The sequence below is a fragment of the Candidatus Nitronereus thalassa genome (assembly GCF_032191465.1).
Taxonomy (GTDB): domain Bacteria; phylum Nitrospirota; class Nitrospiria; order Nitrospirales; family UBA8639; genus Nitronereus; species Nitronereus thalassa.
Map to the genome: position 1 here is coordinate 789,282 of NZ_JAQOUE010000001.1, position 21,421 is coordinate 810,702.

25 protein-coding genes are annotated in these 21,421 nt (G+C 48.2%); 17 read left to right on the forward strand and 8 right to left on the reverse strand.

Translation table 11 applies throughout. The annotated features are described in order from the left end of the window. Window positions 1–24: 24 nt before the first annotated feature. The 5 genes from PPG34_RS03730 (at window position 25) to PPG34_RS03750 (ending at window position 5,274) form a co-directional block, all read left to right on the forward strand. Window positions 25–1,464, forward strand: coding sequence for a M16 family metallopeptidase (locus tag PPG34_RS03730; RefSeq protein ID WP_313831796.1), 1,440 nt, complete (start codon window positions 25–27; stop codon window positions 1,462–1,464). Window positions 1,465–1,636: 172 nt separating this feature from the next. Beyond that, window positions 1,637–2,383, forward strand: a complete 747-nt coding sequence (locus PPG34_RS03735) for a M48 family metallopeptidase (protein ID WP_313831797.1) — start codon at window positions 1,637–1,639, stop codon at window positions 2,381–2,383. Window positions 2,384–2,528: 145 nt separating this feature from the next. Beyond that, complete coding sequence (locus tag PPG34_RS03740) at window positions 2,529–3,614, forward strand: WD40/YVTN/BNR-like repeat-containing protein (RefSeq protein ID WP_313831798.1); 1,086 nt, start codon at window positions 2,529–2,531, stop codon at window positions 3,612–3,614. A gap of 120 nt (window positions 3,615–3,734) precedes the next feature. Beyond that, window positions 3,735–4,013 (forward strand): peptidylprolyl isomerase, encoded by a 279-nt coding sequence (locus tag PPG34_RS03745; protein ID WP_313831799.1) that lies wholly within the window; start codon window positions 3,735–3,737, stop codon window positions 4,011–4,013. Between the two features lie 148 nt (window positions 4,014–4,161). Then, the gene (locus PPG34_RS03750; protein ID WP_313831800.1) at window positions 4,162–5,274 is read left to right on the forward strand and encodes a hypothetical protein; all 1,113 of its coding nucleotides are present in this window, start codon (window positions 4,162–4,164) and stop codon (window positions 5,272–5,274) included. 104 nt (window positions 5,275–5,378) lie between these two features. On the opposite strand, the gene PPG34_RS03755 is transcribed toward PPG34_RS03750, so the two are convergent. Next, window positions 5,379–6,305, reverse strand: a complete 927-nt coding sequence (locus PPG34_RS03755) for a P-loop NTPase (RefSeq protein ID WP_313831801.1) — start codon at window positions 6,303–6,305, stop codon at window positions 5,379–5,381. Between the two features lie 241 nt (window positions 6,306–6,546). Between PPG34_RS03755 and PPG34_RS03760 the strand changes: the two genes are divergently transcribed. From PPG34_RS03760 to PPG34_RS03810, 11 genes are all read left to right on the forward strand, one after another. Beyond that, complete coding sequence (locus PPG34_RS03760; RefSeq protein WP_313831802.1) at window positions 6,547–7,275, forward strand: SIR2 family NAD-dependent protein deacylase; 729 nt, start codon at window positions 6,547–6,549, stop codon at window positions 7,273–7,275. A gap of 91 nt (window positions 7,276–7,366) precedes the next feature. Continuing rightward, window positions 7,367–7,567: a sulfur carrier protein ThiS gene (gene thiS / locus PPG34_RS03765; protein WP_313831803.1), complete on the forward strand. Its 201-nt coding sequence runs from the start codon at window positions 7,367–7,369 to the stop codon at window positions 7,565–7,567. After that, a complete protein-coding gene (gene cysK / locus PPG34_RS03770) occupies window positions 7,564–8,493 on the forward strand; it encodes a cysteine synthase A (protein WP_313831804.1) in 930 nt (309 codons plus the stop codon). Before thiS ends, cysK begins: the two co-directional genes overlap by 4 nt. A 126-nt stretch (window positions 8,494–8,619) precedes the next feature. After that, window positions 8,620–9,447 (forward strand): HesA/MoeB/ThiF family protein, encoded by an 828-nt coding sequence (locus PPG34_RS03775; RefSeq protein WP_313831805.1) that lies wholly within the window; start codon window positions 8,620–8,622, stop codon window positions 9,445–9,447. Between the two features lie 59 nt (window positions 9,448–9,506). Beyond that, on the forward strand, window positions 9,507–10,745 hold the full coding sequence (gene thrC, locus PPG34_RS03780; protein ID WP_313831806.1) for a threonine synthase: 1,239 nt from the start codon (window positions 9,507–9,509) through the stop codon (window positions 10,743–10,745). Further along, window positions 10,742–11,023, forward strand: a complete 282-nt coding sequence (locus tag PPG34_RS03785; protein ID WP_313831807.1) for a ubiquitin-like small modifier protein 1 — start codon at window positions 10,742–10,744, stop codon at window positions 11,021–11,023. Before thrC ends, PPG34_RS03785 begins: the two co-directional genes overlap by 4 nt. Next, window positions 11,016–11,255, forward strand: coding sequence for an NIL domain-containing protein (locus tag PPG34_RS03790; RefSeq protein WP_313831808.1), 240 nt, complete (start codon window positions 11,016–11,018; stop codon window positions 11,253–11,255). The genes PPG34_RS03785 and PPG34_RS03790 overlap by 8 nt, the downstream gene beginning before the upstream one ends. A 30-nt stretch (window positions 11,256–11,285) precedes the next feature. Beyond that, window positions 11,286–12,086, forward strand: a complete 801-nt coding sequence (gene moeB / locus PPG34_RS03795) for a molybdopterin-synthase adenylyltransferase MoeB (RefSeq protein WP_313831809.1) — start codon at window positions 11,286–11,288, stop codon at window positions 12,084–12,086. 5 nt (window positions 12,087–12,091) lie between these two features. Further along, window positions 12,092–12,601 carry a M67 family metallopeptidase gene (locus tag PPG34_RS03800; RefSeq protein WP_313831810.1) on the forward strand — a complete coding sequence of 170 codons (510 nt, stop codon included), beginning with the start codon at window positions 12,092–12,094 and terminating at the stop codon, window positions 12,599–12,601. Between the two features lie 200 nt (window positions 12,602–12,801). Further along, window positions 12,802–13,173, forward strand: a complete 372-nt coding sequence (locus tag PPG34_RS03805; protein WP_313831811.1) for a hypothetical protein — start codon at window positions 12,802–12,804, stop codon at window positions 13,171–13,173. Window positions 13,174–13,526: 353 nt separating this feature from the next. Further along, complete coding sequence (locus tag PPG34_RS03810) at window positions 13,527–14,438, forward strand: J domain-containing protein (RefSeq protein WP_313831812.1); 912 nt, start codon at window positions 13,527–13,529, stop codon at window positions 14,436–14,438. A 131-nt stretch (window positions 14,439–14,569) separates the two neighbouring features. On the opposite strand, the gene PPG34_RS03815 is transcribed toward PPG34_RS03810, so the two are convergent. Beyond that, the gene (locus tag PPG34_RS03815; RefSeq protein WP_313831813.1) at window positions 14,570–14,824 is read right to left on the reverse strand and encodes a CsbD family protein; all 255 of its coding nucleotides are present in this window, start codon (window positions 14,822–14,824) and stop codon (window positions 14,570–14,572) included. Between the two features lie 158 nt (window positions 14,825–14,982). On the opposite strand from PPG34_RS03815, the gene PPG34_RS03820 reads away from it, so the two are divergent. Further along, a complete protein-coding gene (locus tag PPG34_RS03820; RefSeq protein WP_313831814.1) occupies window positions 14,983–15,111 on the forward strand; it encodes a hypothetical protein in 129 nt (42 codons plus the stop codon). Between the two features lie 299 nt (window positions 15,112–15,410). Here PPG34_RS03820 and PPG34_RS03825 read toward each other — a convergent pair whose 3' ends face one another. The 6 genes from PPG34_RS03825 to PPG34_RS03850 all read right to left on the reverse strand — a co-directional run bounded on the left by PPG34_RS03825 (window position 15,411) and on the right by PPG34_RS03850 (window position 21,342). Further along, the gene (locus PPG34_RS03825) at window positions 15,411–16,088 is read right to left on the reverse strand and encodes a phage baseplate assembly protein V (protein ID WP_313831815.1); all 678 of its coding nucleotides are present in this window, start codon (window positions 16,086–16,088) and stop codon (window positions 15,411–15,413) included. Beyond that, window positions 16,051–17,295, reverse strand: coding sequence for a phage late control D family protein (locus PPG34_RS03830; RefSeq protein WP_313831816.1), 1,245 nt, complete (start codon window positions 17,293–17,295; stop codon window positions 16,051–16,053). The genes PPG34_RS03825 and PPG34_RS03830 overlap by 38 nt, the downstream gene beginning before the upstream one ends. A 216-nt stretch (window positions 17,296–17,511) precedes the next feature. Next, entirely contained in the window at window positions 17,512–17,874 is a 363-nt protein-coding gene (locus PPG34_RS03835; protein WP_313831817.1) for a hypothetical protein, read from the reverse strand. A gap of 159 nt (window positions 17,875–18,033) precedes the next feature. Continuing rightward, window positions 18,034–19,020, reverse strand: coding sequence for a molybdenum ABC transporter ATP-binding protein (gene modC / locus PPG34_RS03840; protein ID WP_313834265.1), 987 nt, complete (start codon window positions 19,018–19,020; stop codon window positions 18,034–18,036). 224 nt (window positions 19,021–19,244) lie between these two features. Then, entirely contained in the window at window positions 19,245–20,504 is a 1,260-nt protein-coding gene (locus tag PPG34_RS03845; protein ID WP_313831818.1) for a DEAD/DEAH box helicase, read from the reverse strand. 61 nt (window positions 20,505–20,565) lie between these two features. Next, window positions 20,566–21,342 carry a hypothetical protein gene (locus PPG34_RS03850; protein WP_313831819.1) on the reverse strand — a complete coding sequence of 259 codons (777 nt, stop codon included), beginning with the start codon at window positions 21,340–21,342 and terminating at the stop codon, window positions 20,566–20,568. Window positions 21,343–21,421: the final 79 nt, after the last annotated feature.

Below are 21,421 nucleotides of genomic sequence, written 5' to 3' on the forward strand. Positions count from 1 at the left end.
AGTACATAGAAGGCCAACACAACCATGAAAAAACGTCAATCCCATATCCTCGGCTTGGTGCTAGTCACCGTTGCCCTTCTGGCAGCACCTGCCTGGGCCCAAGTGGAACGAGTCGAACAGCTTAATTATCCTCCCCTCCCTGAAATCAAGATCCCGACCCCAACGCGCGTCGTCTTAGATAATGGCCTCGTCGTTCTGCTGTTGGAAGATCATGAATTGCCCATTGTTTCCCTCTCGGCAAGAATCCGGACTGGAGCGAGACTTGAACCCAAAGAGAAAATTGGATTAGCCGGATTGACGGGAACCGTCATGCGGAGTGGCGGAACTAAAACGCGGCCAGGCGATGAATTGGATGATTACCTTGAAGGCAAGGCCGCATCCATCGAAACTGCCATTAACACCACCGCCGGAACCGCATCGATGAATTGCCTTATTGAGGATTTTGAAGAAGTTCTGCAAGTCTTTGTCGATGTCTTACGAAACCCCAGTTTTGCTGAGGATAAATTGGCCATTGCCAAAAATCAGCTTATGGCCGGGATCGCCAGACAGAACGACAATCCTGATGGGATTGTCAGGCGGGAATTTGCCAAACTGATCTATGGCAAGGACTCCCCCTATGCCACTCAAGAAACGTACGCCACGGTCGGAGGCATTACTCGAGAAGACCTTCTGAACTGGCATCAACAATACTATCACCCCAATCGAATGATCCTCGGGCTCGTGGGCGATTTCAAGACATCCGAAGCCCTTAACCTTGTGAAACAGGTATTTGGCCAGTGGCCCAAGGGACCCGAATTCACGGCCCCCGAAGTGCCTTATCAAACCACCATTGAGCCTGGTGTCTACTATGTGGAAAAGAACGACATGACCCAAGCCAAAATCATCATGGGCCACATGGGACTTATTCGCATGCATCCCGATTACCATTCGGTGGTCATTACCAACCAAATCTTATCCGGATCATTCGGTGCACGGTTGTTTTCCAACATCCGTTCAAAGAAAGGACTTGCCTACGATGTGCATGGCGGCGTCGGCTTTGGATGGGACTATCCTGCATCTGCTAATTTCTCGATGTCGACAAAAACCGAAACCACTCAGGCGGGCATCGAGGCCCTAATCAAAGAAGCCCATAAAATCAGAAAAACCGAGCCTCCGACAGAAGAAGAGGTCCGAAACGCGAAAGCAAGCCTCCTCAACTCCTTCGTCTTTTCGGTGGATTCGCCCAGCAAGGTGATGGGAAAACTTCTCACATATGAATACTATGATTATCCCGCAGACTGGATGACCCGATTCCGCAATGGTATCGAACGCGTCACGACCGAACAGGTGCGACGGGCCACACAACAGCATATTAAGCCTGAGCAATTTGTTATCTTAGTGGTCGGTCCTCGGCAAGGCACGGCCCCAGCGTTGGCCAGTTATGACAAGGTTCAGGAACTCGACATTTCCATTCCAGAATCGTAAAGTGGGCCGATAGACAAAGCAAACCCCAATTCCTTAAAAGATGATACCCTCCGCCACATCTCGTATTAGCATCGTTCTTTCGGCAGTATTTTTGGTGACAACGGGATGTGCCAGTAACCCCTACACCGACCGTTCACAGTTTCTCATGATTTCCGAAGGCCAGGAAGTCCAGATGGGCGAACAATCGTACGCTCAAGTTCTTGGCGATCCAAAAGTTCAAATATCCAACAATCCGGATGAAGTGGATCCGGTGCGACGGGTCGCTCACCGAATTATTGCAGCAGCAAAGAAATCAAAATACGCTGAACGGGCCAAAAGCTTTAACTGGGAAGTAAACGTCATCAAAGATGATGGAACCAAAAATGCCTGGGCACTACCCGGCGGGAAAATTGCCTTTTATACTGGTATTTTCCCCGAGGCTAAAAATGAAAATGGGCTCGCAGCCATTATGGGTCACGAAGTGGTTCACGCTTTGGCCCGACATGGAGCTGAGAGAATGAGCCAAAACTTAGCGGCTCAGGTTGGTCTGCAAACTGCCTCCATACTTCTCGGTGGAGGTGGTGTCTCGGGCCAATTGGCCATGCAAGCTTTAGGTCTTGGTACTCAAGTAGGAGTCTTACTTCCTTTTAGCCGGAGTCATGAATCGGAGGCAGACTATATTGGATTGCTTTTGGCAGCGGAAGCTGGCTATGACCCTCGGGAATCCGTCCGACTCTGGCAACGAATGGCACAGGCATCGCAGGGCGCGCCGCCTGAATTTCTCTCTACCCATCCTGCCAATGAAACCCGCATCAAGGATTTACAGGAATGGATGCCCGAAGCCATGGCCATCTATGAACGTTCAGCAAAAGCTTCTGTCTCCGAACTACCAACCATCACTCCACCGCCACCTCCAGTGAAGAAGCCTGCAGAACAATAAAAATTCCTCCCGTCCAACCAAGTCATCGATGGCCCTTTGCGAGGAATAAACGGGCCACTTGATGCTCTTTGGGGGTCGCTAGCGACGAGAACTACAGTAACCAATTGTTTTCCGCATTTTTCAGCAAACGAGCAATCTGCAATAAGTGACTGGAGTTGAGTTTGCCCCCTGTGCCCGCTATGCTCGGGCCGCTATGTTCGCCACGCGCTTAATGACCACAATAGTTGGCCTACTCTTTTTTCTCCTTCTCAACGCATGTGGGAGCGGAGAGGCCGTAGTTGAGATTGCCCTTCACCCGACGAAGCCCAATATCATTTACCTGGCGACCAACGACTATATTTTCAAATCCCGCGATGAAGGGAAGACCTGGGAAAACATTTCGCAAGGCATGACCCACTCCCGCGTGATTTCTTTAGCCGTCGATCCGTTGCTCCCCGCCAATGTCTATGCAGGGACCAAAGGCGATGCCGTCTTCAAAAGTTTCAGTGGTGGGCAAGAATGGCGCTCCATGAGCACGGGATTAGGCGGTGTGACCATTACTTCAGTCGTCCATGAACTGAAATTTGTTCCGGGATCAAGCGAGCATCTGTTTGCCGCCACCTCGATGGGTGTGTTTGAAACAGAAAATGGAGGGCACAATTGGATCAAACGGATGGAAGGGATGATCGAAGTGCTGATGGTGGTATCCGTGGATATTGATCCGAATCAACCGCAAACCCTGTTTGCAGGAACGAGCGGCGGCGTCTACCGATCGATAGATGGCGCCAAAATTTGGACCAAAGTCAATAATGGGCTCGTCCCCCCGGATGTTCTGAAATCATCCCGAGCCTTGAGTGTGGTCAAAATAAAAATCGACCCCCATCACCCCAAGACGGTGTACACCGCTACACTCAAAGGTCTGTACAAAACGACGGACGGTGGGGACTCGTGGAAACGTATTGCCGAATCCCTCCCCGATCAATTTTTGAGTGACCTCGTGTTGGATTCCGCCCGGCCCGATGTTCTGTATGTGGCGAGTCGTGAAGGCATTCACAAAAGCCTGGACGGCGGTACGACCTGGCAGGCCATGAATACCGGCCTCACCAATTTAAATATTCGCGCCCTCACGATCAGCACACAAAACCCTCAAGTGTTGTATCTTGGAACCAACCGCGACGGCCTCTTCCGATCACAAAACGGAGGCCAATCCTGGGAACCTATTCCACTCACCCCAATCCCACCGGCAACCTAGTCTTCGCGATTCCCGTTGATTGCAAAAGCTGGATGAGGACGTTACATTGCACGACACGCAATGAATACAAACATTTTCATGTCCATCTCTTTATTAACTCTTGACCGAAGGAGCGCGATTATGGCTAAAGCCAGAGCTCGACATATTTTAGTATCATCCGAAGAAACCTGTAAGAATTTGAAGACCCAAATTGAAGGTGGTGCGGACTTTGCGGCCTTGGCCAAAGAACATTCCTCTTGCCCATCAGGCAAACAGGGTGGTGACCTCGGAGAATTTGGTCCAGGCCAAATGGTTCCGGAATTTGACAAAGTGGTCTTTAATGATGAAGTGGGAAAAGTCCACGGCCCGGTGAAGACCCAATTCGGGTACCATCTCTTAGAAGTTACCAGCCGAACATAGGCCACCTGCTTTGGGTTTGTATTCTTTTCATTAGGAACCGTACTGACCATTCAAGTTAGGAGGAAAGGCTTGGTCCGATATTCCCAAGTCTTTCCTCTTTTTCTCTTGACCTTTCTACCAGTCTCGATCACGCTTTATCCATTTTCCTATGCGTGATCATCTGCCGAATGCCCTCAAATTTCTCCTTGTGCCTATGGCCTTGCTTGGACTCCCATTTCTGGGATTTCTCCTTTCTGGGAAACCGCTCGACCCTCTATGGGAAATTCCTCCCACGACCTCCACGGTCATTCACGCATCGTTTTCATGGCCGATCTTTGGCATATTCAGTACAATCATTTTGGGATTGGTCGTGGCTTTGCTGATTTTACTATTCAAAGGGGGTAAGGCCCACACAACATCTAAGCCTCTATCTCCAATCCTTCGATTTCCCTGGTGGGGTTGGGTCAGCTTTGGCTCTCTTCTTCTCTTTTGGGTATTGGCTTGGACTCGCTTCCCTTGGTTTTCAGATTTCCAGGGACTTACGTTCACCCCACTCTGGATTTCGTTCATCTTTCTTCTCAACGCCCTCACCTATCAGCGAAGTGGCCGATGCCTCATCCTTGACCACCCGAGGTTTTTTCTTTCCCTGCTTCTGTGGAGTGCTCTTTTTTGGTGGTACTTCGAATACCTCAATCGATTCGTCCAAAACTGGCGCTATGTGGGGTTAGAACCGATGACTGCCACCTTCTATGTTGTTCACAGCACACTCGCCTTTTCTACGGTGCTTCCGGCCGTGCTGAGTGTATGCGATCTTTTGTATACCTTCTCGATATTTACGAAATGTCGGTACCTGAACCCTTTGCATATTTCCCAACCAAAAAAGTTTTCCTGGATTTTGGGAAGCATTGGCAGTTCTAGTTTGGTGGGCCTCGCAGTCTGGCCCAATTACCTGTTTCCCATGCTATGGATAGGACCGCTGTTTATTCTACTGACCTTTCAGATTCTGTGGAGTCAGAGCAGGGTCATGTCGGCCTTAAACGCAGGACATTGGCAAGTTCTGACGATTCCACCCTGTGCGGGATTATTCTGTGGTTTTTTCTGGGAACTCTGGAATATCTACAGTGCGGCACAGTGGGAGTATGCAATTCCCTTTGTCGATCGATTTCATCTATTCGCCATGCCCATCCTGGGCTATGCAGGTTACCTAACGTTTGGATTGGAATGTGTCGTAGCGGTGGACCTCTTGACCAACGGACGACATCGCTTCGCCTTCATGGGTTGATCACGCAATTGAGGGTAGTTTTGGCTTTTGATGACCGATGCGCGGAGCAAACTCGTCATAATCGCTGGGATAATTCCTGGATGCATTGGGGCCTCCTACATACCTTAGGTCGTCGTGTGGCACAATTGGGCCAAAACACGATCCTGATGAGCCATGTATAACAGCAACCGTTGCATGATTTGATCTAATGCCATGGCGGCGGAACTCTTTGGGGCCAGATCAACCACGGGTTGAAAAATTCGGATCGATTGCTCGACCGATTCATCGGCCGGAATTTCTCCCAACATCAGCAATTCGCTACCGATAAACTTACTCACGACTTGCTGCAGATACGCAATGGATACCCGACTTTTCGGGGTAGTCCGGTTGAGAACAAACAAGGGACTGAATTCTCGAAGGGCTTGCTCTGCGGATTGCTTGGTTGCCGGATCATCATCACCAATGGCGGCAAGGACTTCTTCAATACTTACAAACTCTTCTTCCATCAGTGAAGTTTTCGTTCCGCTATGGTCTCGTGATAATACCCGTGTAAGAACTTTTCGAATCGCTGCGAGCTTTAAGAATCGATACAGTTCGATGACTGAAGTCGGATCAGGATTGGCCACAACGATCTGTGCTTGCCCCTGCAAAAAGAAATCGAGCGCTTGATAGCTGGTGCCAGGGGGACAATCCAACAACACAATATCTGCATCAAGAAGTTGAAGGTGCCGAATCAGTCGTTGTTTTTTGGCGTAAGGCATATTCGCCGTCGCCAATGTTTCTCCTGTTCCCGGAATGAGGCGAAGGCCAGCCCCCCATTCCACTTCTAGGGTAATCTCATCCAGGGAATGAACTTTACGCGACACAAAATCAGACAACGATTTTTGAGGCTGGAGAAGACCGAACAATATATGAAGGTTCGCGCCCCCAATATCCAAATCCACCAGGACCACGCGTTTTCCTTGACGAGCCAGCAATAACCCCAAGTTGCTCGCCACCATACTTTTCCCAACGCCACCCTTTCCGGAAGCGATAGAGACTATCATGGCCATGAATGAAACAATCCTTTCTATTCCCGACAATGCTTTCTGACGCGATTAGCACTACATCGAAAGGGAGCTTCACTGGGTGTTCGCCTAGGTTCTTTTCTTCTTCGGAATATTCATTTCAGTAATTAAGGTATTCTTGAAGTTGAGACCCTGAGGGTCTTTCCGTATGATTTATTTGATTCTCCGGCTAAGTATCCGAGACAGAAGATTTTTCCGATGGCTTCACCTCTGAGATTCCTTCCTCATGAACATTGAAAACACGTTCGCTGAAATTCGAGCCCGAATAGCCCAAGCAAAATCGATCACCGTATTAACCGGAGCCGGCATTTCCGCGGACAGCGGCGTCCCAACATTTCGAGGTGCGGAAGGCTTATGGAAAAATTTTCGGCCCGAAGAACTGGCCTCCCCTGAAGCCTTTGAACGCGACCCCATGTTGGTCTGGCAATGGTACAATTGGCGGCGAGAATTGCTGGCCACCAAAAGCCCGAACCCAGGACATCATGCGTTGGCAGAATTAGAACAACGAGCTAAAAATTTTTGGCTAATTACTCAAAACGTCGATGGTCTCCATGCCGCTGCTGGAATTCAAAAGCTTTCTGAAATTCACGGCAACATTTGGAAAGTGAGATGTACATCATGTCGGATTGTGACTGATAATCATGATGTCCCAATTGAAATCCTACCCTACTGTCCCTCATGTCAGGGTTTGTTGCGCCCACATATTGTGTGGTTTGGGGAATCACTCAATCCTGAGGATCTTCGAAACAGTTACGATGCCTTGCAGTCATGCGAAATCTTGATTATCATCGGCACCTCCGGCGCTGTCTACCCGGCCGCCTCTTTTGGATCCGTCGCGAAAGACCATGGGGCCTATGTTATCGAACTCAACCTTGATCCCACGCCTAACTCCGACCTCGTGGATGTGGCTATTCAGGGAAGGGCCAAAGACCTCGTCCCACGTTTACTGTCGTAAGCTATTGTAATTCCACATCTTCTTGACTAGATCCCGCCTAGTTTGTTACCGTGATTTGTTTATCGCCAATGCGTGACGAATGGAGCATATTATGCAAGTGACAATTAATGGTAAACCCGAAGATATCCAGGCTACAAACGTTATGGAGGTGCTGAAGCACAAAGAAGTTGATCCCCATATGGTCGCTGTGGAACTAAACACACAGATTGTGGAACGGGATCAACTGGAGTCCACCCCAGTGAAAGATGGAGATAAATTGGAATTTCTCTTTTACATGGGTGGAGGCCGGTGAGCACTTCTTTCCTTTCACAAATCACTGACGGCATCGGAAACACACCTTTGGTCCGATTGAATCGACTGTCTCCTGAGGGCGGCGCCACCATTTTCGGGAAAGTGGAATTTCATAACCCTGGAGGAAGCGTCAAAGACCGTATCTGCCTTAATATGGTTGATGAGGCCGAGCGACAGGGACGACTCAAACCTGGAGGCACCATTGTCGAGCCCACGAGTGGGAATACGGGAATCGGGCTGGCCTTGGTTTCCGCAGTTCGAGGTTATAAACTAATCTTGGTTATGCCGGAAAGCATGAGTTTGGAACGAGCTAGCCTGCTGTCTTCTTATGGGGCACAGCTCATTTTAACTCCAGCCTGGGAAGGGATGAAGGGCTCTATAAAGGAAGCGGAAAGCATTATTTCCCAAAACCCTGACTATTTTATGCCGAACCAATTTTCGAATCCAGCAAACCCTGCCATGCATAAAAAAACCACTGCGATCGAGTTGTGGGAGGCCATGGATGGGAAAATCGATGCCTTTGTTGTCGCTGTCGGAACGGGCGGTACCATCACGGGATGTGGGGAGGTATTTAAAGAACGAAATCCAGGTATTAAAATTATGGCTGTTGAACCCGCAGGGTCTCCAGTTCTTTCTGGGGGGGAGCCCGGCCCTCATAAAATTCAAGGCATAGGGGCAGGATTCGTGCCGAAAGTGCTGAATCGTTCGGTTTTAGATGATATCATTCGTGTGACTGACGACCAGGCATATCAGACCACAAAGCTTCTGGCAAAAAAAGAAGGCCTGATGGTGGGCATCTCTTCTGGGGCAAACGTTTTTGCCGCACAGCATGTGGCCAAAGAACTGGGTCCTGGGAAAAACGTCGTCACAGTCCTGTGTGATACCGGCGAGCGTTATTTGAGTATTGAGAAATATTTCAATATTTAGACAATCGGCCATAACTCCTCCAATGTCATCCTGAACAGAGTGAAGGATCTAAGCATCTCAAACCTCTAGATTCTTCGCTTTACTCAGAATGACAAATGTTTTTTATTATTTGGATTTTTTAAACTTATGAATTTTTCAGAAGACCAAATTACCCGCTATAGCCGACATATTCTGCTTCCGGAAGTCGGGGGCAAAGGGCAAAAGAAAATCTCCCAGGCCAAAGTGTTTGTGGTTGGAGCAGGTGGGTTAGGCTCACCTGTAGCCTTGTATTTGGCTGCGGCTGGAATTGGCACCATCGGGTTGATTGATAGCGATGTGGTCGATATGTCCAATCTGCAGAGGCAAGTATTGCATCACACGCCAGACGTTGGCCGTCCTAAAGTACTTTCGGCAAAGGAAAAAATACTCGCGATTAATCCTGACGTGAAGGTTGAAACCCATGAGGCTCGGTTCACCGCGGACAATGCCCTGGAGTTAATTAAGCCTTATGACATTGTGATTGATGGAGTGGATAACTTTCCGGCAAAATTTTTAATTAATGATGCCTGCTACTTTGCAGACAAACCATTAGTCCATGGCGGCATTTTACGGTTTGATGGGCGAGTGTTTTCCATCATCCCAAAAAAATCCGCATGTTACCGCTGCATCTTTAAAGAACCGCCCCCTTCGGGACTGGTCCCCAGCTGCCAGGAAGCTGGAATTATTGGCGTTGTAGCCGGGATTATTGGTACGATTCAAGCTACAGAAGCGCTCAAAATTATTTTAGGCATCGGTCAACCGCTCACGGATCGTATTTTGGATTTCGATGCCCGGACGACGAATTTCCGTGAAATCAAAACAAAACGAAACCCCAATTGTAAATTGTGTGGGGACAGACCAGAGATCACGGCCCTTTTTGAACATGAACAGGAAGTCTGCGAACTTCGCACGCCTGGCACCGTAGGCATCAAGTAAATGTATCGTTTTCAACATATCGAAGTCTCCAAGACGACAGCGCCAGGAGGGATAGCACCATGGCCAAGATGAAAGCATTAGTCTGTCGAGAATGTGGGAAAGAATACCCCACTGAAGCCATTCATGTTTGCGAGCTGTGCTTTGGCCCCTTAGAGGTCAAATATAATTATGATGAGATTAAAACCAAAGTCTCACGACAATCGATCGAAGCTGGCCCAAAAAGTTTATGGCGTTACCAAGATTTCCTGCCCATTGAAGGCAAGCCCACGGTGGGCCTGTACGCAGGGTTTACTCCCTTGGTCCGAGCCCATAATTTGGGCGCCTATTTAGGGATTGATGAGCTCTACATCAAAAATGACTGTGTCAATCACCCAACGCTTTCCTTTAAAGATCGTGTGGTTGCGGTGGCACTCACACGAGCCCGTGAACTCGGATTCGAAACCGCGGCCTGCGCCTCAACAGGAAACTTAGCCAATTCCGTCGCTGCCCATGCGGCGCAAGCCGGCATGCAATGCTATGTATTTATCCCCGGGGATTTGGAAGCAGCCAAGGTTTTAGGGAACCTCATTTATCGTCCCAAGGTTATTGAGATCGAAGGCACCTATGATGATGTCAATCGACTTTGCAGTGAAATTGCCGGTGAACGCCAATGGGCCTTTGTCAATGTCAATGTCCGTCCCTATTATGCGGAAGGATCGAAGACCTTGGCATATGAGACCGCCGAGCAACTCGGCTGGCGCGCCCCGGATCAAGTCGTGGTACCCATGGCTTCAGGTTCGCTGCTCACCAAAATTTGGAAAGGGCTCAACGAGTTTAAAACCGTGGGGCTCCTTGATGCCGTCAACACCAAGGTGAATGGTGCCCAAGCGGAAGGATGCTCTCCCATTGCCACAGCGTACAAACAAGGGCGGGACTTTTTTAAACCGGTAAAGCCGAGCACCATTGCCAAATCACTCGCCATTGGCAACCCAGCGGATGGATATTATGCCTTAAAGACTGTAGCCGAAAGCGGTGGGGCCATGGATGCCGTCTCGGATGATGAAGTCGTCGAGGGTATTAAACTTTTAGCCCAAACTGAGGGCATATTTGCGGAAACCGCCGGAGGCGTGACCATTGGCGTTCTTCAGAAATTAGCGAAACAGGGACTCATAAAGCGAGATGATGTCACCGTTGCCTATATCACCGGAAATGGGCTCAAGACTCAAGAAGCCGTGGTGGACTCGGTAGGTCGCCCTTATCGGATTCCACCCAGTCTGGCCAAATTTGAACAAACTTTTGGACAACAGGGGGAAGCATGATTACCGTTCGGATTCCCACGCCCCTTCGCCCCATCACTGGCGGCAAAGGAGAAGTCGAAGGAACTGGGGACAGCGTGAGTGCTCTTATCGATCAATTAAACGGGACTCACCCCGGACTGAAAGATCGCATCTGTGATGAACAAGGCGAGGTGCGGCGGTTCATTAACATTTACGTCAATGAAGAAGACATCCGGTTTCTCACAGGAAAAGAAACCCCGCTTAAAGATGGCGATGAAGTTTCCATTGTTCCCGCCATTGCCGGAGGCGCCCATGGCTAAATTACGATATCATATTCGATTTCCCGAAGATAAGATTCCCGAACCCATCATTTACCAAATCGGGCAGGAGTTTAAAGTCATCACGAGCATTCGCCGAGCTGACGTTCGAGAAACCACGGGATGGATGGATGTGGAGTTCTCCGGAGACACTGAAGAAATCGAACGAGCCATCGTGGGTTTGCGAACTAAAGGAGTCCAGGTCGACCCGATTGAGTTGAATGTGGTTGAATAATGCATTTCCTCGAATCCTGAGTACTTAACAATGGAATTTACAGAAGACCAAATCCAACGGTACAGCCGCCAAATCATTCTTCCAGAGGTAGGAGGCAAAGGCCAGCAAAAACTCAGAGCTGCCAAAGTCCTTCTGGTTGGGGCAGGAGGATTGGGCTCCCCTATCGCGCTGTATTTAGGTGCGGCTGGCATCGGCACCATTGGCCTCATCGATGGTGACGTGGTTGATTTGTCGAATTTGCAACGACAAGTCCTGCATACCACTGCCACGGTTGGAATCCCAAAAGTTGAGTCGGGTCGTCGTCTGTTAGCGGCCTTGAACCCCGACGTCACCATCAACACCTATCAAGAAAATATTGGCGCGGACAACATCATGAAACTCATCGCCGACTATGACATCGTGCTTGATGGTTCGGATAATTTTGGCACGCGCTTTCTTGTTAACGATGCCTGTTTCTTCGCGAAAAAAACGCTTATCTCTGGAAGCATTTTCCGATTTGAAGGACAGCTGACCACGATCAAACCGCATGAAGGATACCCGTGCTATCGATGCTTGTATCCTGAACCACCTCCAGCAGGGTTAGTCCCCAATTGCCAAGAAGCCGGGGTGCTCGGTGTCCTGGCGGGCACCATTGGAATTCTTCAGGCCAATGAAGCTGTGAAAGAAATCTTAGGTTTGGGTGACACTCTTGCGGATCGCTTACTCATATACGATGCCCTCGACATGAAATTCCGAAAAGTGGGCCGCCCCAAAGACCCGAAATGCCCATTGTGTAGCGCCAACCCCACGATTACCAAACTCGAAGAACATCACGTCTCTTGTAGTATCTAATTCACATGATTTCTATTCCTGCTCATATTTGGGATGACATGATTTCCCATGCTCGCTCCCTGGACCCACATGAATGCTGCGGAGTGCTTGCCGGCAAAGATGGGGAGATCTCCGAGCAATACCGCATCACCAATATCTTAGCCACGATGTCCGAAGAAGAGCTGGCCACATTTTTCGAAAAAGGTAAGCTTTCAGATCTCAAGAACCTTTCTCCTGAACAACGCGCAGATATTGCCTTCATCATGGATATGGGAGATTTCTCTGCGGCCGTCAAAGACATCCGTCAAAAAGAATTTACCCTTCCAATTTTTTATCACTCCCATACTTCGAGCCCGGCACGTCCTTCAGACACGGACATCCAAAAAGCCATGGACTTTGAAGACATGAGAGACAAATTGAATTTTCCCGAACCCCTCCACCTCATCATCTCCCTGGAAGACAAAGCCAATCCTGTGCTCCGCGCCTACCGCATACAAAACTCCCTATCCTCCGAAGTCGCCATTCAAAAAAAGTAACCGTCAAAATCTCCCTCAGAATTATTGATGCATGCTCCCTCCTCCATACACCATGCGTTCCCCATTCTCCACCGTCGCTAGGCCCAGTTTCTTAGATTCCACCTTTATGGATTCTATGGTATCAAGGTACTAGACTTCTCATTTCTGGCTTGCAATAATGTTCACTACAGCCTTTATTCTCTCCATATAGGAGTTTCCTCATGAAAATCCTTCGGATTTCGCTCTGCGCAGGACTTATTGTACTTTTTTCCATTCTGTCTTTTCCTTTCACTGTCAAAGCCTTTACCGATGAGCCTGGGAAAATAGGAAGTTTCTACAGCCCGATTATTCGGGTTGTCCCAGACAAAGGCTTTATTTTGATTAGCACCAATGGGGGCATTCTCTGGGTCCGCGCCAGTGAAGCCGCATTCCCGCACATCGAAAAATTACCCGTGGGAGGGCTTCTGGATGTCGTCGTGGAATTCCAAGGCAAGCCCAATCCCCCCATCATCAAATCATGGAAACTCGCCAGCGGTGATTCAGCCTGTAACGTGTTTGATGGAACCGCTTGTGTGACTACAGAAAAAAAGTAACTGGCTTTGGGGGAGTGGCAAGAGTAACGATATCTCATCATACTTGAGACGAAGTCTCCCCAGGTGCTAAGGCTGGTCTTTTTTCGCGAAATTCACACGGTAAAAATTTGCATAAATTTTCTGCCGCTTTTTCGTCGCAACACGACTTGAGAGACGACTCAAACCCAGCCTTTCGTAATATCCATCGCCATCTTTGGTCTAGGCTCTACCCCATAATCCTGTCGGTTTGAATAGATACCTGCTCTTTTCCCGCCATAACCTTGAAGTGGCATTTACCTTTTGGCTAACTTTACGACTCACCAAAGACCGCATGGGGTTTCATAGACAATTTCGGATGTGTCAAGGTTCCAATCATGATTAACGGCAAAAATTACTACCAAATTCTCGGTGTGCCCGAAGACGCTCTTCTCAAGGAAGTACAGAGTGCCTGGCGGAGATTAGCCAAAGAAAATCATGAAGATGTCGTACCCGAATGGGAACGGCAAGCCGCCAAGGAGCGGATGATCGTCATCAACGAAGCCTATGCGGTCCTCAGTGACGAAAACAAGCGGGCCGACTATGACAATGGGCACATGCTTAATGGTGGATCAAAGATTGAACTGGTGAGGAGTCGAGTCAGAAGGGCAAAAGAAATCATTCAAAAACCATGCTCGCTGATTACCGTAGAAGATATCAAAATGATCGAGTCCATCATTGATTACCTTGAAAGAAAAAACCAAGAGGCCTGTTTTGCCAAAATGAGTGATTTGCTGCTCGAACAACCTAGCATGGCAAAATATACAGTTTCCCTAGCTTTTGATGAACAGCTCTTAAATGTAGAAACACAATTGCTGGACACCCTACTGGAAAAGGCGTCGTACGTCATCACGTTTGAAAAAGTCTATCTTTATGGAGAAGACATTATTGGGGTAACCGGCAAAGAAAACAAAGAAAGAAATTACAACCAACTGGCCCGAATCCTATTCCATCGTCAGGATTTGGCGAAATACTTTGTGTATCCAGCTTTTCAAGAGCAAGTCTCCGGATGCGAAAGCAGCCTCCTTCGAACTTTGCTACGCGTTGCCCCGGAAGTCCTGACGCAAGAGGATTTTGACAACTACGTCAATTCCGTCAACGACATCCGCTGGCATATCCATCACAACTTAAGAAGCTATAACGAACAAGCCATTGACTGGATTCTTCGGGCCAGACCAAACCTTAAGAGAAAACCAGAAAAGAAAAAATCTAAAAAGGAACTGCCCTTTCCATTACGGTCAGGGTCATGAATACAAGATTTTTTAACTATAACTACCCACTATGACCAGGACATTTAACTTAAGATCATTCTTATCAGACTACGTTGCAAATCAATGTGGTTTCACAAGACCCAACCCCCAAACAATGCCCTCATTTCCGCTCACCCGGCATTCAGTACCGGTTCTTTTAACCCAAATTCATAACCCTGATAATTCCCACTGATATGCGAGTAGCGGCGATTAGCCCATGTACTGACCGCTTCTTTATCCGCACCGTAACGCCGATCTAAGACATCATGGAATTTTGTCATATCCCCGTCAATTTGAAGGATATCCTCATCGGTGATTTTATCCCATTTGGCTTTCAGTGGGTCTTGTAGATTTTTCCAAAATCCTATGAACTGTTGTTGATTCATAACGTTCTCCTCATATTGTTGGATGAGTACCGATCCTGCCCATAAAAATGGAGAATCGATTGGTGAGTAAATATGATTGGTTTTTCGGTCATACCGCGTGTGTATATTGCTGCAAGCATCAAGCATCACTCCAGAGAAGACCTCAGGGGAGTGAACTGATGGACTTAATCACTCCGCTCTTTGACCGTGACGGTCCGGAAAGACCTCTTCAGAAACCTGACATAATGGTCAGCGTTACAGTCACCGTTGCAAAGCAACAGCAATCCTTGGCCCAAGGTGTGGCGTAGAAGCGACGGGGACGAGGAAATCAGACGCGCATGATAGGAAATCAAAAAGCGCGTGAGATGAGGATGTCAGCGGGGCTCAATACGTCATGAATATACGCTAAACTCTATCATGAGGCCAAGTCAAGGAAAATCAAGCTTCCCCCTGCGATCAGAAGCATAAGACTTCCTAGACACAACACAAAATTCCTGTTTAATATCTCGTTTTCTAACTTGAGAATATTCCTCAGCGATACGCCTCTCTAAAAAATTACTCCGGCCACGAATACCGAGTCCACAACCGGCTGAGGCCAATATGATCACTACCAGACGTTCCCGGCACCCGGTGTGTAGCTTGAAGCAATCACGCTCTTGGCCTGCATGGTTTCACATTTCACAATCCCATCACAATCAACCAATGCGGCCTTTAATTTGACGGTGGCTGCAGAAACATCCAACGTAGAAGCATTGATTTTCACCTTGGCCGAAGAGGAAATTTCAATCCCGCTTGATGTCAATTTGATCACATTACCATTCGTATCCATGATGTGAACCTGGCCTCCTGAGCCGTCTTTAATCTCGATCCGCTGTCCAGCAGGCGTGCGTAATTCCATCGACTCCTGCCCTTCTTTATCATTGATCCGCAATCGCACGCCGCTTCGGGTCTTCAAAGTTTTAAGGTCGTTGTTCCCTTCCCCGTCCATGGACTCCGGCGGTTGGTCTTGTCCGTTCCACAAGGCCCCGACGACATAGGGGGCGCCGGGGTTGCCTCCTTCAAACGCCACCAAAACCTCATCCCCAACATCTGGAATCCACCAGGTCCCACGTCCCGCCCCAGCCATTGGGCAGGCGAGACGAGCCCAAACCTGTAACGGAGGTGCTTTACCGACTCCAGGCAACGTACTACCAGATACCTCCGCAGCAGGGGCCCACGGCAACTCGACCTGCACCCGACCGAGTTGATCAGGGTCTTTTACGTCGTTGACCAGCGCCGGGTACACGCCGAACCACCGGTCGGCTGGTATTTCGCGGATTCGTGGATATGGGCTTGCGTGGTAGGATTGGTTTCTTTCGAATGGTGTTATCACCTGTGACCTCCTTTTTCGAACGGCGCGGAGCCTTGCGATTCAACCAGGCACGTTCGGCTACAAATTCAGTTTGGAAACCTGTGAGCGACGAAAACGAATGAGTGACGGCTATAAGATAATAATCTCCCTCAAAAAATGAACCTACTTGTGAAATGTTTACCACCGTACCGACACGCAGCTCGGGATGGTCCAAAGCTTTTCCTGTGGCGCGCACAAACTCACCGGCTTTTTCTCGATAAAATTGTTTAGCAAGCGTCTGGGCCTGTTCTCCCGAAGTAGGCAGACTCTTCACTTCGTGGATAAGAGTATGACCACCAGTGAATTCTTTCAAAATCTTGGCCGCGGTTTGGCCCCCTGCGCTCACAGAGCCTCCCAAGCTTGAGTCTTTGCCAACTCCGGTAATGCGTTGTTTCATACCAACATCCCAGCCAGTGACGCGCAACTCTGTGCCTTGTCCTTGGAGATCTGCCCGCGCGTGAAATTGAATGAGATTTTTACCCATGGCCAGATCAATGGGACCAGACATCCGCTCCTCGCGTGTCACGGCATGCAGCGTGTTGTCTTCAATCCACAATTCCCCACCAGCCGCCCGTACACGTTCAAAACAAAACCCCAGATCAGTTTGGTTAAATTGCACCACACGTTCATGCGTCGGGCCACCAAGCGAAATTTGAGGAGTGAGGCCGTGCTCACCAGCAATGACGTTCAAAATGTCAGCGTCGGTCACGGATTCAAAAATTCGGTTTCGTATCAGCAGGCCAAAATCCGATAAACGATCCTCTGCGGTAATAACGATTTCCGGCGGATACGAAAGAGTGGTGTGTCCCTCAATGGCAGTAATCTGCCCGGAAAAAAGAATCAGCGCCGAATCCCCGGATTTGACTCGAAACATGATCTTCCGCCCAAAATCTAGATATGCCTGATCAAAATAGAGAAAATTGGGTTCCGAACTCGACGATGAACTTCCCCAATTCAGGAATCGAGCGGAAGCCACCGCATGGCCCTGCACGGAAGAGGTCAACTGCATTTCCAGAAGGTGTTCACCAAGCTTTTCGACCACCGTACCATCGATCAGAATTTCGGGTCGCAAGCTTACAGAAAAATCCGAGGTCTCTAACATACAAGGCCTCCTACGTTGTATATGAAATTATTGAAAAACCAGGCGGTATTATAAGGAAAAAGAACTAACGATTCGAGGATTTATTCAGATAAACATTATTGATGGACTCTTTGGCATTCTCAAAAAACAAAAAGCCGTTAATTCTGTTCTGTAAAAACTCAATTTACTAATCCTTCGTTCACTCTACCTTTTTATTGAAACAATTGGTTCGTAAAGTCACCATTCCACTTGGATACGATTGTAAGTCCAATCTATGGAAAAGATTCCAAGCCCAATCTGAATAACCGCTGATACAAGGGCGGCCATCGCCAAAACCATGAACCAGAACTGCGTTTTCCTATTCCTTCTCTCCTGCTCGTCAAGGAGGCGGCGCAGCAATATACTATGAATCGCGTCAGCCATAACAATAGCTTCATGCCTCACGTTTTCGTTAGGAATTCCTGTGTTCGCTAGCACACCAACAGCGGACTCTAACTCAGCGTTAGTTGCTGAATGGATTGAACGATTTCGAATTGCGTTCCGGACGCTATTAAAGTCAACAAAATTGGACATCATATTTCCTTGAAAATTACTTTTCATTCGGATTCTTTTGTTAATAAAAGGCTATAGCTTTACATGGGAAAAGATCAATATACGAACGGAAACGAAAACCATAATATTAACAAAAGTGGATTCCTGATTATAGATACCCTGTACGACCGAAAGATAGAAAAATTGCTAAATTACTCCATTCCTTTTTCAAATCAACGCCACCGCTTTGAAGTGGGCATGGACTTTTTGGCCAGCGTGGAGGTTAAGTTCGTGGAAGGATTTTCTGGTGATCATGGCGAGGAGCGGGCAGCCAACGTCTAGTTTTACTTCCATGGCGTATTGGTCGATTGGAGATTCTTCGATTTCAAGCACCGTGGCTTCCAAAGAATTGAGCACGCTGCTGGTTGCTGCGGGAGCGCCGACTACTAAACTGACATCGCGCGCGTGAATTTGCACTCGCAATGGTGCACCTACTCGCATTTCCTGTTTGGGAATAAAGAGCGACCGTCCTTCGAACTCCACACGAGTTAATCCAAACTCGGGCTCGTGTTCGGCAACCTTGGTTTCGAGGATTGCGCCAACCATGTTTGGTTCCACCAAACCTGGTAGATCCAATCGGGCAAACACTTCTTGGATTGGGCCAGTGGCGACAACCTTCCCTTCCTTCAGCAAAACCATGTGATTTGCCAATTGTAAAATCTCATTGAGATCATGGCTGACATAGAGAACAGGAATTTGCAGATCTTGATTTAGCCGTTGGATGAAGGGAAGAATTTCTTTTTTCCGTTCCTGATCAAGAGAGGCTAAGGGTTCATCCATTAACAGCAATTGAGGGCTAATGAGCAGCGCCCTCCCAATCGCCACCCGCTGCTGCTCCCCTCCTGACAACTGATGCCCTCGACGTTCTAAAAGCTTTTCCAGGCCTAACAATTCAACTACTTGCTCAACGTGAATGTGTCGGTCGGAGAGCTGAATCCGTTTCATCCCATATTCAAGGTTTTGTTTGGCATTAAGATGCGGGAATAGGCGGGCATCCTGAAACACTATTCCTACCCGTCTTTTCTGAATGGGAAGAAAGGTGCTTTCATCTTGCCACATGTCTTGACCGAATTTGAGATACCCTTTCGATGCACGCGTGAGTCCAGCGATGCACCGTAACAATGTCGTTTTTCCACTCCCTGACGCTCCAAAGATCGAGAAAAGGGTTGGGGGTCAGGTCTTGCAATAACACATTCCCCTTGAGCGAATTCTTGCGGCTTCCCCTAAACCATTCAAGTGCGATGATTGAATGGCGAGATTCAGAAAAGATGGCCAAGGGCGATATGGCATTTCAAGACCTGCCCCTCGCGATGAGCGGGAAACGGGTTCTCAGGCCACCAACATTGCGATTGATTCGTATTCTTTCGCGAACCCTCAGGCTATTTTTTTCTCTTTTGAGGTTTCCGTTTTTTCTTTTTTTCCCTTTGCTCCTCCTCATCCTTCTCTATTTCTTTTCGCAATTCCTCCATACTGGGTTCCCCGCTGGGATGTGTTACCGTCAAGGCGTAATCCTGTTTCGTGAGTTTGATGACATCGATCTCTTGATCTAAAAACCCTTGAATCTCCTCAAGCCGTGGCTTTTCTTCTTTGCTGCAGAACGAAATCGCGATCCCCTTTTTGACGCCACGCCCGGTTCTTCCTACACGATGTACGTAGTTTTCTGCCTTATCTGGCAAGTCATAGTTCAGCACATAATGCACATCGGGAATGTCGATGCCGCGTGCGCTGACATCGGTGGCGATTAAAATCTGACAGGCCCCGGCTTTAAAGGCCTTCATCACCTCAGCCCGGTCATGCTGATCCTTTTCCCCATGAATCGTTAGCGTGTCTATCCCGACACGACCCATCGCCTTGGCGACCCGTTCCGCGCGTACTCGCGTCCGGACAAACACGATCACCCGGCTCTCAGGATTATCAGTCAAGAAACGCTCAAGGAAAAACCGTTTATCATCCATTTCCACGAACATCACATAGTGCGAGACATTTTTAGAGACACGGTTGTCCGGCGAGATTTGAATCCGGATCGCCGATGTTCTCACCTGAGAATACGCCAGTTTTTTGATGTCGGCATTGATGGTTGCTGAGAAAAAGAGCGTTTGATGGTGGTGTCGCAGCTTTCTTTTGATCGCATGAATATCTCGAATAAATCCGAGATCGAGCATGTGATCGGCTTCATCCAACACCAGGGTTCGCACATGATTCAGCAGCACATACCCCTGACTGATCAGATCAAACAGTCGGCCGGGTGTCGTAATGAGCACATCAATGCCCTTCTGAAGTGTGTGTATCTGCGGGTCCTGCTCAACGCCGCCATACATGGCAAACGCCTTGACCTTGGTGTGTTTGGAAAGTTGAGCAAAGACCTCTCCGATCTGCATCGCCAGTTCGTGCGTTGGCACCATGACAATACATTGGATACCATTGGAACGTTGGCTCCTTTTCCACTGGTCGATCTGATTAATGATCGGGATGGCAAAGGCTGCCGTTTTCCCCGTTCCTGTTTGGGCAATGGCCAGGACATCTTCCCCCGCCATGATCGAGGGCATGGCTTTAAATTGGATGTCCGTTGTTCTGACAAACCCGAGTCGGGACAGGTTATTTTTCAAAGCATCTGAAATGGGATATTTTTCAAACTTCATGGTGTTTCCATACGTCTTCTTCTCATTAAATCCGGCACAACAGGGAAGATGAATCAGTCCATCACTCAGAAAGTCTTGCGCCTAAGTGCTTCATGAAACTGGAAGCATGATTGTATATCGCGAGCGCACCTGTGTCGTTATATTGTTCATGATTGTGTATCACAAAATTTCGATAGGCATCCTGTAAAAGGGTCAAGTGCATGGCCGCTTCTGAATAGAATCGGTGGTCACTTTGCCAAATTTCAGGCGTGAACTCTTTAGGCAATTGATCAATTTCATGAATCTTGTCTTGGATTTTCTTCATGATCAACTCCCAGTTTATTTGTTCATCGGACAGGTGAAAATGTTTGGCAAGAACACGCAGTCCAATTTCTATAACGCGCATGAGATGGAATACGCATGCCGTGTTTCTTGATGTTGCATAAGATTTACCCGCCTCTTCAATATCTTCTCTCGCAGACTCAAATCGAGAAACGTTTACGCCAAATGTTTCCAATGGTTTCAAATAGAACTGCTGTTTTTCCGTCGGGATGCACAGAAATAGTTTCTCTGAAATTTCATCATACAGGCACTTGTAGAATTCCTTGTATTGAAGAGCCAACTCATCATACGTAGGTGAACCATCAATAGTTTTTTCGATATCCTCGAGTTTAGTGACGCAACTCTTAAGTGGTACCCCCCTACAATCCTCCTTAATTTCCCCAACTTCCTCCCTCGACGAAGCCAATGTCTTGTCGTTGATTTTTTCATAACGATACTCTGCCCTCTCAATGAGCCGAATCACGCTCGTCAACCTGGAACTAATGGCAATATACCGGTCTACTGAAAATTGAAGCATGTACTATACCCTCACCAATAAAGAAGGTTTATTGTTCTACAGAGCGGCCAACTTAGGGCAATCAGTTTCACATCATTTA

Coding starts and splice junctions, on each gene's coding strand:
- PPG34_RS03800 (WP_313831810.1), top strand. CDS start 12,092: ATGATTTCTATTCCTGCTCATATTTGGGATGACATGATTTCCCATGCT.
- PPG34_RS03830 (WP_313831816.1), bottom strand. CDS start 17,295: ATGTTAGAGACCTCGGATTTTTCTGTAAGCTTGCGACCCGAAATTCTG.
- thrC (WP_313831806.1), top strand. CDS start 9,507: ATGGCCAAGATGAAAGCATTAGTCTGTCGAGAATGTGGGAAAGAATAC.
- PPG34_RS03745 (WP_313831799.1), top strand. CDS start 3,735: ATGGCTAAAGCCAGAGCTCGACATATTTTAGTATCATCCGAAGAAACC.
- PPG34_RS03815 (WP_313831813.1), bottom strand. CDS start 14,824: ATGAATCAACAACAGTTCATAGGATTTTGGAAAAATCTACAAGACCCA.
- PPG34_RS03790 (WP_313831808.1), top strand. CDS start 11,016: ATGGCTAAATTACGATATCATATTCGATTTCCCGAAGATAAGATTCCC.
- thiS (WP_313831803.1), top strand. CDS start 7,367: ATGCAAGTGACAATTAATGGTAAACCCGAAGATATCCAGGCTACAAAC.
- PPG34_RS03735 (WP_313831797.1), top strand. CDS start 1,637: ATGGGCGAACAATCGTACGCTCAAGTTCTTGGCGATCCAAAAGTTCAA.
- PPG34_RS03785 (WP_313831807.1), top strand. CDS start 10,742: ATGATTACCGTTCGGATTCCCACGCCCCTTCGCCCCATCACTGGCGGC.
- PPG34_RS03775 (WP_313831805.1), top strand. CDS start 8,620: ATGAATTTTTCAGAAGACCAAATTACCCGCTATAGCCGACATATTCTG.
- PPG34_RS03760 (WP_313831802.1), top strand. CDS start 6,547: ATGAACATTGAAAACACGTTCGCTGAAATTCGAGCCCGAATAGCCCAA.
- PPG34_RS03730 (WP_313831796.1), top strand. CDS start 25: ATGAAAAAACGTCAATCCCATATCCTCGGCTTGGTGCTAGTCACCGTT.
- PPG34_RS03820 (WP_313831814.1), top strand. CDS start 14,983: ATGGACTTAATCACTCCGCTCTTTGACCGTGACGGTCCGGAAAGACCT.
- PPG34_RS03805 (WP_313831811.1), top strand. CDS start 12,802: ATGAAAATCCTTCGGATTTCGCTCTGCGCAGGACTTATTGTACTTTTT.
- PPG34_RS03755 (WP_313831801.1), bottom strand. CDS start 6,305: ATGGCCATGATAGTCTCTATCGCTTCCGGAAAGGGTGGCGTTGGGAAA.
- PPG34_RS03845 (WP_313831818.1), bottom strand. CDS start 20,504: ATGAAGTTTGAAAAATATCCCATTTCAGATGCTTTGAAAAATAACCTG.
- PPG34_RS03750 (WP_313831800.1), top strand. CDS start 4,162: ATGCGTGATCATCTGCCGAATGCCCTCAAATTTCTCCTTGTGCCTATG.
- PPG34_RS03835 (WP_313831817.1), bottom strand. CDS start 17,874: ATGAAAAGTAATTTTCAAGGAAATATGATGTCCAATTTTGTTGACTTT.
- moeB (WP_313831809.1), top strand. CDS start 11,286: ATGGAATTTACAGAAGACCAAATCCAACGGTACAGCCGCCAAATCATT.
- PPG34_RS03810 (WP_313831812.1), top strand. CDS start 13,527: ATGATTAACGGCAAAAATTACTACCAAATTCTCGGTGTGCCCGAAGAC.
- PPG34_RS03850 (WP_313831819.1), bottom strand. CDS start 21,342: ATGCTTCAATTTTCAGTAGACCGGTATATTGCCATTAGTTCCAGGTTG.